The sequence below is a fragment of the Candidatus Magnetaquicoccus inordinatus genome (genome assembly GCF_004217665.1).
GTDB lineage: Bacteria > Pseudomonadota > Magnetococcia > Magnetococcales > Magnetaquicoccaceae > Magnetaquicoccus > Magnetaquicoccus inordinatus.
The window spans coordinates 1-12,692 of record NZ_RXIU01000101.1 but is presented as its reverse complement, the minus strand read 5'-3'; the positions used below and the strand labels follow the sequence as shown (position 1 = coordinate 12,692).

10 protein-coding genes are annotated in these 12,692 nt (G+C 52.2%); 6 read left to right on the top strand and 4 right to left on the bottom strand.

The window, feature by feature from the left end; all coding sequences use genetic code 11:
- The first annotated feature begins 97 nt into the window (after positions 1-97).
- Entirely contained in the window at positions 98-319 is a 222-nt protein-coding gene (locus tag EJP87_RS08905) for an inner membrane CreD family protein (RefSeq protein WP_193771252.1), read from the top strand.
- 97 nt (positions 320-416) lie between these two features.
- Here EJP87_RS08905 and EJP87_RS08900 read toward each other — a convergent pair whose 3' ends face one another.
- Both EJP87_RS08900 and EJP87_RS08895 read right to left on the bottom strand, forming a co-directional pair.
- A complete protein-coding gene (locus EJP87_RS08900) occupies positions 417-1,202 on the bottom strand; it encodes a formylglycine-generating enzyme family protein (RefSeq protein WP_130471513.1) in 786 nt (261 codons plus the stop codon).
- A 77-nt stretch (positions 1,203-1,279) separates the two neighbouring features.
- Positions 1,280-1,708 carry an STY0301 family protein gene (locus EJP87_RS08895; protein WP_130471512.1) on the bottom strand — a complete coding sequence of 143 codons (429 nt, stop codon included), beginning with the start codon at positions 1,706-1,708 and terminating at the stop codon, positions 1,280-1,282.
- A gap of 371 nt (positions 1,709-2,079) precedes the next feature.
- Here EJP87_RS08895 and EJP87_RS08890 point away from each other — a divergent pair, with 371 nt between their 5' ends.
- The gene (locus EJP87_RS08890) at positions 2,080-3,129 is read left to right on the top strand and encodes an Rpn family recombination-promoting nuclease/putative transposase (protein ID WP_193771251.1); all 1,050 of its coding nucleotides are present in this window, start codon (positions 2,080-2,082) and stop codon (positions 3,127-3,129) included.
- 812 nt (positions 3,130-3,941) lie between these two features.
- On the opposite strand, the gene EJP87_RS08885 is transcribed toward EJP87_RS08890, so the two are convergent.
- Complete coding sequence (locus tag EJP87_RS08885) at positions 3,942-5,693, bottom strand: diguanylate cyclase domain-containing protein (protein ID WP_130471510.1); 1,752 nt, start codon at positions 5,691-5,693, stop codon at positions 3,942-3,944.
- A gap of 148 nt (positions 5,694-5,841) precedes the next feature.
- Positions 5,842-6,603: a DUF3592 domain-containing protein gene (locus EJP87_RS08880; RefSeq protein WP_130471509.1), complete on the bottom strand. Its 762-nt coding sequence runs from the start codon at positions 6,601-6,603 to the stop codon at positions 5,842-5,844.
- Between the two features lie 330 nt (positions 6,604-6,933).
- On the opposite strand from EJP87_RS08880, the gene EJP87_RS08875 reads away from it, so the two are divergent.
- The 4 genes from EJP87_RS08875 to EJP87_RS08860 are packed head-to-tail and all read left to right on the top strand — an operon-like array spanning position 6,934 to position 12,559.
- Positions 6,934-8,739 carry an FAD-dependent oxidoreductase gene (locus EJP87_RS08875; protein WP_130471508.1) on the top strand — a complete coding sequence of 602 codons (1,806 nt, stop codon included), beginning with the start codon at positions 6,934-6,936 and terminating at the stop codon, positions 8,737-8,739.
- Between the two features lie 4 nt (positions 8,740-8,743).
- Complete coding sequence (locus EJP87_RS08870) at positions 8,744-9,808, top strand: NAD(P)/FAD-dependent oxidoreductase (protein WP_130471507.1); 1,065 nt, start codon at positions 8,744-8,746, stop codon at positions 9,806-9,808.
- Between the two features lie 52 nt (positions 9,809-9,860).
- Positions 9,861-11,639: a 2-oxoacid:acceptor oxidoreductase subunit alpha gene (locus tag EJP87_RS08865; RefSeq protein WP_193771250.1), complete on the top strand. Its 1,779-nt coding sequence runs from the start codon at positions 9,861-9,863 to the stop codon at positions 11,637-11,639.
- A 47-nt stretch (positions 11,640-11,686) separates the two neighbouring features.
- Positions 11,687-12,559, top strand: coding sequence for a thiamine pyrophosphate-dependent enzyme (locus EJP87_RS08860; RefSeq protein ID WP_227657546.1), 873 nt, complete (start codon positions 11,687-11,689; stop codon positions 12,557-12,559).
- The last annotated feature ends 133 nt before the right edge of the window (positions 12,560-12,692 follow it).

Below are 12,692 nucleotides of genomic sequence, written 5' to 3'. Positions count from 1 at the left end.
GTACAGCATCCCCATGGGGGTAGAGCTGGCGAGTCATCGCAAACCGGGTAGACCTGGCAAGCCAGCATGAACCTGAATAGTTACCGCATTTATTGGGTTGAGCAGATCTGTGGTTCTCTCCCTGCTGCTGGCGGTACTTTATTCTACCCTCTATTTTGTGTTGCAAATGGAGAAATATGCCTTGCTCACAGGAACCTTGGAGCTGTTTATTCTGTTGGCTATGGTGATGTTTTTGACCCGGCATGTGGATTGGTTTGCCATTGCCCAACCCCGTGCCGGGCAGGACTACTCTCCCGAATCCAGAGCGGATAAGGGCTGATTTACTCTTTTTTTTCCGGCAGCATGTCACTGCTTGCCGTTTATTGCTGCTGGCTGGAAGCCTTGCCCGCTGTTGTCAGCGGTTATGGCCTCCGGGGTTACTCTACTGCTCTCAGAAGACGGAAGCCCAGACTGCCATCATGGCGGCTGGGGTGGTCGGCAAAGCGATCGGCAGAGCGGGTGCTGGCCGCGTTGGCAAACCAACTACCGCCCCGAATCACCCGGCCCCTGGCCGTGCCCTTCTCCAGAGCAAGAGGATCAAATTCTGGCGCCTTTTGGTAATAATCCTCGTGGTGCCAATCTTGGCACCACTCCCAAACATTGCCCGCCATGTCATACACTCCCCAGGCGTTGGGCAGTTTTTGGCCGACCGGATGGGTTTGTTGGCTGGCATTTTTATCATACCAGGCATACTGGCCGATGCTGTGCTCACCCTCTCCCCAATAAAAGCGTGTAGTTGTTCCGGCCCGAGCGGTATACTCCCACTCCGCCTCTGTGGGCAGCCGATAGAGAGTACTCTTCTCCCTGGCATTCAATTGCTGAATAAACTGCTGCGCATCCGTCCAACTGACCTTCTCTACGGGATGATGGGGAGAGGGAAATTTGCTGGGGTTGTTGCCCATCACCTCTTGCCACTGTGCCTGTGTCACCTCATATTTGCCCATATAAAATGCTTTTCGGAGGGTGACTTTGTGTCGTGGTGTTTCGCTAACAGAAGCATTTTTATCGGAATTTTTCTCAGATCCCATCATGAATGATCCGGGGGGAATCAGGACAAACTCCATGCCGATGCTGTTGGTGAAGGTTTTGTCAGCCGCCTGCAGCACAACCGGTATGATGGCGATTGCAACAGCCACTATCCACGAAGAAAAATACAACCTCATCCTCACCTCCTTGTTGCAGCAAACCGAATCATCTGTTGATCTTTTTAGGAAAATTGCAAATGTTTTGCTTGCTTCTGCTAACGACAGATCATTGCAAGCAGCTTCATGGATGTGGGGTTGCTGGCATCCAGTCGTGCGCTACACTCCGTCACCCCCTGCAAAGGAAAGCGCAGATAACCAGTCGCCTCTTTATAGCGGCAAATCAAGAGCACCCCTTCCTTGATTTCCTCTGGAGATAGAGGCCACTTTTGTATGATTTCTTTTGCCTTGCGTGTTTCACTATCGGGAGCGAGGAGGGCTGGATATTCCTTGGTTTCCTCTCCAGGTGCTCCGGCCAGCACCTGGGTGGAATCCAGCAAGGCTCCCTCTCTGATATTTCCCAGCAACGCTGAAACCGGGAGGCGCGCTTTTTCATAGGTTGCTGGACAAGCAAAAGCGCTGGCTGTCCCGGTGGTTGGGAGCAGCACAAGCAAAAAGAGGAACGGGATCGACACACGAATTGTCATAATTTTCCATATATATTCTGCGACAGCAACAAAGATAATATTTTCTGCAGCGAATGAACGGGAGCGATTTGTCTGGACACTTGTTTCTGGAGCAGCGCATTATCTGACGGAAAGTGGGTCATGGTTTGCAGTCTGTGCCGTCAAGCATGGTAATGCAGCCGGTGCATGGGTGAAAGGTATAATAAATGATTATTCAGCCGTCATGGTGCCTCTTTGTCGTGTGCCAGATCGCCCGCCACCTTTGGGGGATTGCAGCGGCTTTTGGTCTGCAGAGGGCGCCTCTGGCTGGTGGTGTAAGGATTTGTGGTTGCTGTACTCCCCCGATTTGATTTACCTCGATCTCCAAGACATGCTTGCAGATGATGACTTGCATGGGTGAAGCTGATATTATTGGTCGTATGAACGATATCGCACAACCTCATGATCGTCTGTTCAAGGCCGTTCTGTCTCATCCAGAGACAGCGGGTGCCTTGCTGCGGGAACGGTTGCCAGTAGAGGTCTCACGGCTGCTTGTACCGGAACCTCCGCAACTGGTGGAAGGCAGCTTTGTCGAAGAGCATTTATGGTCTTATTATGCGGATCGTCTGTTTGAGACCAGGACGCTTACTGGCAAACCGGTGTTATTTTATGTTCTGCTTGAACATAAAAGTTACGAAGATGAGCAGGCGGCCTGGCAGTTGTGTCGAGGTATTTACGGCATCATGGAACAGAAGAGTCGGGCAGAAGGCAACTGGCAAAAATTGCCAGCGGTTTTGCCGATGCTTCTCTATCACGGCCAATCGGCATGGCGGATCCCGAATGAATTGCTGGCTTTGATCGATGCAGATGAGGCCATGACACCTTGGCTGTTAAATTTTCGCTTTCCGGTGGTTGATTTGGGACCGATTCCGAACCAGGAACTGTCGCAGGAATCCAGATTGCGCACCTGCCTGTTGGTACTGAAGTATGGAACACGCGACCCGCAGGAGCAGATGGAGGCCATGGAAGAGATCATGGCAGCTCTGGCAGAGACACCAGAGTTACTGATTCCAGTGGTGATGTATCTTTTGACAACCTTTTCGCACCTGAATGAAGATCACGTGCGGCAGATAGTAAGCCGCGTCAATCCGCAGGAGGAAACTGAAATGCTGTCACAATTTGCTCAGGAGATTTTAGCCAAGAACAAACTGGAATGGATCGCCCTAGGCCGCCAGGAAGGTCGCCAGGAAGGCCGCCAGGAAGGCCGCCAGGAAGGCCGCCAGGAAGGCGAACAACAAGGCGAAGCCAAGATTCTGCTCTGTTTACTGCAGCGTCGCTATGGAGATCTACCCTCCTGGGTGAGTGAAAAGGTCTCCAATGCCAGACCGCCCCTGTTGGAGGAGTGGAGCATGCGCATTCTGGATGCACCATCATTGGAGAGCGTGTTTGCTGATCCGTCCTGATAGCGTAGCAAAATCAGGAGAGGTCAAACGCATTTTCTTCTTGAGAGAATCAGCGATCTTGCTGTTGATCTGGGATCGATTATCCTTTTTCGGAGTTTAGTGTGATAGGGGGCTGGGGATAAAAATCCCCCGCCCCTGCCGATCTCTCATCTGATTGTTATAAGGTGTCTAGCGGACCGCCTTTTTGCAGGTGTATGACCTGTGGAAAGCTTGCACTCTGGCGCATCGGATGCCATCAGCAAAAGCGTGCGTTCCATCGCTATTCCTGTATTTGTCTGGAAAGTGGAGGCGAGAGCAGAGTTGTAACATGTGTAACATGAGCAGTTCTGTTTGTGTTACAGGAAAGTACCAATAAAAACAACTATGTAACGCATGTAACGTGTGTAACATGTATATAATATATATTATATATAATATATAGACCGTTTCGCACAGACCAAACGGCGCACTCGCTTTTTGCAGTTGCGCTCATATAAAAAATTCATGTTACAACGTTACAGGTGTTAACTTGTTGATAATAAACTGAAAACGTTGTAACATGTTTTTTTCCTCACGTTACAAAATTTGCTGCAGGAAAACCAGATCAGCACAAGGGATGTACTCAGGTAATGGATCGATGAAATGAATGGCACATATACCAGCCTTTGTTTGCTTTGTGTTGGTCATCGCTATGTGTACGAGACAAATGCAAATGCACAACGGTCATTGGGTTTGGCAGATAACTCTCTTAACCTTTGACGCTTTTTCGCATTATCCAGGAGCGCTCACCAACACTGTGGCCCGCGTTGAACACTGTTAATTTTTCATAACAATCAAGGCGCCTGGTCATCACTCCAAGCCGGATCGTGGATGCAAAAGCCATTGCGGCCCCGTTTTTTGATCCGATACATCGCCATATCGGCACTGCTTAACAGGGAATCGGCATCGCAACCATGCTCCGGGAAAAAGGCGATACCAATAGAGGCGCCTACATGTACGGAATGTCCTTCCCAGCAAATCGATTGCGAAACCTGTTGCACAATTTTGCCTGCCACCAACTCTGCCGCCTCCTGGCTGGGCAGGTCAGAAAGAATCACCGCAAATTCATCCCCGCCCATGCGCGCTACCAAATCGGAGGCCCGTAAACAGTCGCGAATGCGCTGCGTGGAGATGACCAATACGCGATCGCCTGCCGCATGGCCCAAGGTGTCGTTGACCTGCTTGAAATGGTCCAAATCTACCAACATCACCGCCAAACGCTCTTTACTGCGCGCCGCCATGGCCAATGAACGGGCCAAATGTTCGGCAAATAATACCCGATTCGGTAACGAGGTCAGCAGATCATGGTGTGCCAAGTGCTGCAGGCGCTCTTCCATGCGTTTGCGCTCCAATATGCCAGCCAAGGTGTTGGCAATACTGGTGAGAAAGGCCACCTCATCGGCATTTTCGGCATGATCGGGAGCTAAATAAAGGGTCAATACCCCCAAAACAGAGCCGCGGGAGCTGATCGGAACACAATAATGTCCATGTGGCTGCATCCCTTCATAATGGGTGGTATGGATGCTGTCCTGATCGCTTGCATGCAGCAATTTACCCTCCTGGGCCACTTTGCCACACAGACAATGGCCCAAGGCTATTTTGCTGCAACCTTCCAATACCCCAGGTGAGAGACCAGTGCCAGCAATCAACTGCAACTGATTCTCTTCCTGATCGATCAAAAATACCGCTCCCTTGTTTTGCAGTCGCAAATAGGGCACGGTCATGATGATGTGCAGAGCTACCTCCATTTGCCGTTGCAGGGAGAGGGGCTCTAGTGAGCTCTCCAATAGCGCATTCAAGGCCAAACGTGCCGCCTGGGCTCGGACATCGCGCTCTTCCAATTGCTGCAAATCGCTGCCCATCTGCTGCATCGCCTGCAGCAGTGCACCCACCTCATCACGAGGGATCTCCGGGATGCGCGCTCGCAAATTTCCTTTGGCAATCTCTTTGGCAAACTGCATACCCATTTGCAACGATGCAATGATCGAACGGGTAATAAACCATACCAACAGTGCAGAAATGATCATCGACAGCGTAATCAATACCGATTGGGTTTTTTCGCTGCGTCGCAGATGATCATGGTGGGTTTGGCTCAACTCGGTCCAACGGCTTTTGAACAGGTGGTGCAACTGGCGGGCGGGGGGAACCAACTCGGTTTCGACAATGGCCAACTGCTCTTCATGGCTGAGATTGGGAATGTCCAACAGTTTATGTATCTGCAACAAATAGTTTTGTAACTGATCATAGACCAGTTGCCAGTAGGGTTGTTCGTTAAAGAAGGCGGTGGCGCCCATCTCCTGGACCTGACGATCCAGTTGCTCTATGGCATCATGGGCTTTTTGCAGCCACTGCTGATCACGGCGCAGAAGAAAATTTTTTTCATGCCTGCGCGCTTCCAGGAGCTGTTCCTGCATCAAGGCGACGGTATCACGGGACTTTTCGAGTTTTACTTGTATTTGCGTGTTTTGCCAAGAGAGGGCAGTAAGCAAGAGTGTCAGTCCAACAATTGCACCAAACCCCAAACCGAGTTTATGGTGAATATACATAGCAGGGCCGCACGATCTTGAAGAAAATGGTGTCTGTCAGGGAGAGTACAAACCGACTGTGCAGACTGTCTCATTGAGTCAGCAAAAAAGGCCAATCTAGCATTTCCCAGTCTCTACAGCAATCCATTTTCATAGTGTATTTTGCGAATCAAGGCATTCGCGAATGGTGTTGGTAGGATTTTCCCAGCATGGATCGTGACATCAAACAAAAGCCTCCCACCAGAATCAGCAAAAATCCCCCACCCATGGAGGGGGTGCGTTCCAAAACGGCCTTCTGGGGTTTTTGCGGATTGACATAGACCCGGACCGGTTTGCCATGCGGATAGCGCTGCAAGATCCGTTCGGCAAACTCTCTGAAAAAGAAGGTTTGATCGGCCAAGCCAAATTCGACATCCTCTCCCTGGTAACGCTGGCGGTCAAAGATATATTCATATTGTACAGAGGTGTAGTAGAAGAGCTTCATCTCTGCGGAGAAAGTGGTTGCCTTCTGGACAAATCCCGAGTGGATGATTGTGCCATCCACCATCTGCCAGCCTTGGCTGTGCACCGCTTGGTAAAAGGGATAGGCCCCGATGCTGCACAACACAACCCCTATGAGCAACAAGAGGCTGCGTAGCCAAAAAAGCCAATGATTGCCAATTGCAAACAAAGAAAATCCTCCTTCCGCAGGAATGAAACCTTTAAGCTGCAGCATGAAATGCTGGAGAGTCTCTGCGCGTTTGCGCGACAACTGTAGCCCACTCTGCCAGCGGCGCAGGGTATGCCAGGTGGCAAAAGAGTGCAGTAAACTCTTGGCAGCGTCGTGCAAGCCTCGCCAAGCCGTTCTGTAGCCTGTTGTTGCCTCTTCTTTGCCGCTCTCTCCTCCGCCCGATTGCAACTTGGTATACGGCCAGGATAGCTCTTTCATCATGGTATCCAGACTCCTGAATGGATAGTGCCATTACGCAAACTGAGTGGGTGATCTGTTTTAGCATATAACTAATTTATTATATAATGATTTACTGATATTTATATTTCCTGTTGCGACAATCTGCCCCTGCTCGCCAAACAACGCAATACTCTGAATAGTAAACACAATCCAGAGGAGTTGTACATATTTTTTTTTGCAGTGCAACAAGATTTTTCTTGTATCTTTTGTAAGGGGGTGCCAATATGTCCCTGCATTTGCCTGGGGCATTGTAGGGGCTATTTTTCATATCCGCTGTGAGGCGGATCAGGGATTCTTATCGAGGTGGTGATCATGCTCGACGCACTTTCCAAATCCGGCGGTGATGCGCCCTGGAGCAACGATCCGGGAGGGTGTACCCACTGCTCGGATGATTTACGTGACATTGGCTGGGTTCGGCAAAATGTGCCCTGTCAACATGCTTGTCCGGCGGGAACCAATATTCCGGCCTATATTCGCAGTATTGCCGAAGGCAAACATGGCCAAGCCTATGAGATCAATCGGGAGGCCAATGTTTTACCGGGGGTATTGGGTCGCATTTGTGCGCGTCCCTGTGAAGATGCCTGCCGTCATGGTTGGCCCGGCAATGGGGAACCGGTCAGTATCTGCCATTTGAAACGTTCCGCAGCCGATATGAAGGATGCGGGCCATCGCATAACCGAGCGTCTGTTTGCGCCTACCGGTAAGCGGGTAGCGGTGGTGGGAGCCGGTCCGGCAGGGGTGGCGGCTGCCCATGATCTGGCTTTGTTGGGTCATGATGTGGTGATCTTTGAAAAGGAAGAGCTGCCGGGGGGAATGTTGCGCTATGGGATCCCGGAGTTTCGTCTGCCACGCAATATTTTAGAGATTGAGCTGCACAACGCCTTGCGGGTGGGGGTACAACTGCGTACCGGCACTCCGGTGGGTGTGGGCAAGGGTGCGGTGCGGGTTTCGACCTTGCTGGCCGATTTTGATGCTGTGCTGTTGAGTACGGGCTGTATGGCTCCGGTGCCGCTGCCTTTGAAGGGGATTATTGAGAATCAGGATGTCTCCCAGATCACGCAGGATGTGGAGTATGGGTTGAATTTTCTCACCGAGCTGCATCGCGGACAAAACAAGCGGGTGGGTCGTCGTGTGGCCGTGGTGGGCGCCGGTTTTACCGCTTTGGATTGTGCACGTGTGGCGCGTCGTCTGGGCGGAATGGAGGTTACCATCCATTTGCGCACCAGCGAAGAGTATATTCCGGTCACCAAAGAGGAGCTCTTTGAGACCAAACGGGAGGGCATTCGCATCAAAGGTCTGCGCACACCGGTTGGCTTGCAGTTGGACAGTACCGGGCGTCTGCTGGGTGTAGAGTTTGTGCAAAACCGTTTGGGTGGTTGGCGTGAAGGAGGAAGGCGTCTGGCGGTGCCCATCGAGGGCTCGGAATTCAGCGAGGCATGCGATACGTTGATTATCGCCATCGGTCAACGCACCGTGAATGATTTTCTCGATGTGCGGGTTGAAGTGGGTCGTTCGGGGACAGTACGGGTGGCGGAAAATGGTATGACTTCGGTACCGGGCCTGTTTGCTGCGGGTGACTATGTGCGTGGCGCCTCGACCGCCATTGAGGCCATTGGTCATGGCCGACGCATTGCCGATCAATTGGATACCTGGTTGGTGGGCAGAAAACGCCATCTGGCGGTGCAAATGGAGCCGGTTGCGGCACCGTTGCGCGAGCGTTCTTTTGACTTTATTCCCCGGCAACATATGCCTACCGTGCCTTTGGCCGAACGTCCATTGTTGCGCGAGGTGGAGTGCGGTTATAACCGGGATCTGGCGGCGGAAGAGGCAAAACGCTGTTATTTGTGTGATTTGCGTTATCAGATAAATGTGGATCGCTGCATCTATTGCCGTGCCTGTATTGAGGTGGCGCCACGCAACTGCATCAAACTGGTCCAGGATGTGGCCATTCAAGAGGATGGCAGTTATGGCAATCTTCAAGAGACCAAAGAGTGGAATCGGGTGGCCGCCATTTGGATTGACAACAATGAGTGCATACGCTGCGGGGCCTGTTTCAAGGTTTGTCCTGTAGCCTGCATCTCCATTACCCGCAACAAACTTGTTACGGTGGAGGGGTGACGCCATGACAGCTCAAGTCTCTTCTTCTGTCTCATCTCCCCATCGCTATGTGATCATTGGCAATGGGGTAGCCGGCAACCAGGCGGCAGAACGGTTGCGTGAACGTGATCCAGAGGGGCAGATCACCATTATCACCAACAGTCGCATGTTGTTTTATAATCGCTATCTGTTGCCGCAACTCTTTCACGAGCATAAAGATTGGCGGGCTTTGTTGGCCTATCCGGCGGAGTATTATGAAAGACAGCGCATTCGTGTTTTGCGTGACTGTTGGGTGACCTCGGTGGATTCGCGCAAGCGCCAGGTGATGTTGGCGCACAACGAAGCAATTTCATATGACACTTTGCTGGTGGCAACCGGTGGTCGTCCCTATTTGCCGGAGGAGTTGGTGGAGTGTCGGCATTTGATTCATCCCTTTGGCACCTACGAACATGCTTTGGCCGTGCGCAAGGCGTTACCGGAAAATGGTTCGGTGGTGATGTTGGGTGGCGACATGATTGGTTTGGATCTGGCACGCACCCTGTTGGCGCTCCACTATCGGGTGATTTTGGTCACCCATGAAAACACTTTTTGGCCGCACCAACCGGTGGGCGAAGAGCGCAATCAATTTTTGGCCATCCTGCAAAAGATGGGGATCGAAGTGGTGGATGGTGAGGCGCAAGGTGGGGCGATTGCCATCGAAAAAGGTGCTTCGGGATTGCCGGAGCGGCGGGTACGTTTTCGCCAGGGCGGAGACATTTATGGTGATGTGGTGATGTCCTTTTATGGTCTGTTGCCTTTGGTGGAATTCATGATGGGTTCAGGCACCGACATCGAACGTGGTCTGCTGGTGGGTACCAATTTGCGTACCAGCGACCCGCATATTTATGCAGCGGGTGATGTCTGTCAGATCTGGTCGGAAAAAGACAACGTATACCGTTTCTATTATGGTCATCGTAACGTGCGCGCCATGGGCGCGGTGGCAGCTCTCAATATGACGGGTGGCAATGAACACTTCTCCACAACCCAAGACGAGGCGCTCTTCCAGAACGAGCAAGGATACATCGATTCGCCCTTCTGGGCCTACGACTGAGCCAGTGGCTCTCAGCCACTCCAACCCGGTTATTCCCGATGGGAGCATGGTCATGAATAGTACCGATATCCAAATTGCCCTCTGCGGCTCTGCCGGTGACGGCACCATTGCTGCGGGCGATATTCTGCGCAATGCGGTTGCCGCCATGGGCTACCGGGTGATCTGCTTTGATGTCTATCCACCGGAAATTCGTGGCTTCGGCAAATGTATTTCCCGTGTACGGATCACCACAGAACAAACCTATGCTTTGAAACGGCAATCCGATCTTCTGGTCTCCCTGGATGACAGCCATGCCATTCCGCATGCTGGGGAGGTGCGTACCGATGGGGCGATTGTCTATGAATCAAAACCGGTTGGTCACTGCCCGGAAGGGAGCCATATGAGTGGCCATATTTTACCGGGGCAGATTCCCTACGGTATTCCTTTGCGTGAGTTGGCGGAAAAGACTACCGGCGGATCGCGCTCCCGTAACCTGGTTGTTTTGGGGGTCATTGCCGGCATGTTGGGCTTTTCGCCTGCCCCTTTCCAGAAGATCATCGAGAAAAAATTTGCCAAACAGGGTTCATCGGTGGTTTCGCGCAATCTGGCTGGTTTTCAGGCCGGTTATGATGCTGGGGTCAACACCTTCAAATTGGATAATGTCTATTGTGTTCCCCAGGAAAAAGCGGCCTCAGCCGGTCAGGTGCTGATGTTGAGCGGCAATGCTGCGGTGGTACAGGGCTGTATGGATGCCGAGCTGAACACCTTTTTTGGCTATCCGATTACCCCTGCCACCACCATCATGGAGCGTTTGGCGACCTCTTTGCCAAAACGGGGACGGCGTCTGCTGCAGACGGAAGATGAGATTTCGGCGATTGCCGCCACCATTGGCGCCGGTTATACCGGAGCGCGGGCGGCCACTGCCACCTCTGGACCGGGATTGGCCTTGATGGCGGAGATGCTTGGTTTGGCAACCATGGCGGAGATTCCGTGTGTGATATTTGTCTCGCAACGTGGTGGACCCTCGACTGGAATGCCCACCAAGACCGAACAATCCGATTTGAATGCCGCCTTGTATGGTTCACCGGGTGATTGCCAGCGTATTGTGATTGCGCCGACCAATGTGGAGGGATGTTATCGCTGTGCGGGCAAGGCTTTTGAAATGGCCGAAAAATATCAGACGCCCGTGATTGTTCTTTTGGATCTCTATCTTTCCAACCGCTATGAAACGGTCACTTTGGCCGAATCGGGACCGCCGTTTAATTTGAATGCCAACAAGCCGTTGCGTCGCATGGAGGCGGGTGAGCTCTATCATCGTTATGCCCATAGTGAAGATGGGGTGAGTCCACGGGCGGTACCTGGGGATATGGGTTGTATGCACGTGGTGACCGGTTTGGAGCATAACACTCTGGGCCGACCCAACGATTCCGATGAGGTGCATACGGCCATGAGTCGGAAACGGCATGATAAGCTGTTGGCAGCCTTGCAGCATCCTGATTTTACGGTGACCAAGCGTATTGGCCATAGTGGGCGGGTAAAAGTGGGGATTTTGGCCTGGGGTTCCACCTTTGGGGAGTCTCTGGAGGCGATGTTTATGGCCCATGCGCAAGGGATCTCTTGTGCGGCGATGAAGGTGGTGATGTTGTCGCCATTTCCCACCGAGGCGGTGTCAGCCTTTATGGATGATTGTGATCATGTGTTGGTGCCCGAGGTCAACTATGAAGGGCAGTTTGCACACCTGGTGCAGGGAATTTTGGCACGTCCGGTGGTGCGTTTAAGCCGGGTTCCGGGTTCACCGATGCCGGTGGAGTTGATTTTGGGTGAAATTCGCCGCTTGGCAGCAATGGTCTAACAGGCGGCAGCCTGTACCTCTTGACCTTTATGTTGGGAGTATCTCTCATGTCGTTGATGGAAAAGCCTGTTTTTGTTGATGAAAAGCTGCAGGAGGTGCGTGAGAGCGGGCGTTTGGAATATCGATCCCGTTCCTTGCCCACTTGGTGTCCGGGATGTGGTTATTTTGCCATTGTCGAGGGTTTGACCCATGCCTGCAACACCATGGGCATTGCTGCCGATCAGGCGGTGGTGGTTTCCGGGATCGGCTGTTCCTCTCGTTTTCCTTTTTTTGTCAATTTGTTTGGTTTTCATACGCTGCATGGCCGGGTGTTGCCGGTGGCTACGGGGATCAAGACTGCCAATGACAAGTTGACGGTGATAGGGGTAGGTGGTGATGGAGATGGATTTGCGATTGGCGGAGGGCATATTGCCCATGCGGCCAAGCGCAATGTGGATATTACCTATCTATTGTTTGACAATGGCATTTATGGTCTGACCAAGGGACAAGCCTCGCCGTTATCGGCCATCGGTTTGCGCACTTCGACGACGCCGTTTGAAAATCCAGAGCGGCCTTTGAATCCCTTGATGATGTTGTTATCGTATGGAGCCAGTTGGGTTGGGCAATCCTATGCCGGACATCCAGATCATCTGCGCGAGATGATCACTCAGGCGATTGCCCATCGGGGCTTTTCCTATCTGCACATTTTGAGTCCGTGTGTAACCTTCGATAAAACCAGCAAGACCTACACCAATCTCTCGATGAAGGTGCGCAAGCTGCCATCCAAGCATGATACCAGCAATCTTATGGAGGCGATGCAGCAGGCTCAGGATTTGGATAATCCGGCGGTCGGACTCTTTTACCAGCAGTTTCGTCCCACCTTGTCGGATACCTTCGAGCAGGTGATCTCCTTGTCGGCGGGTGAGGGAAAGGGTGCATAAAGCGTAACTATTCACACCCAAAACAACTGCGGGTCCAGGGATGGCACCTACCTGGCGGAGTCCAGAGGCAGAGCCTCTGGGGTTTTGGTTTTTGCTTTTGGCGCGCCTTTCACAACAAGCCGACGCGCTTTTT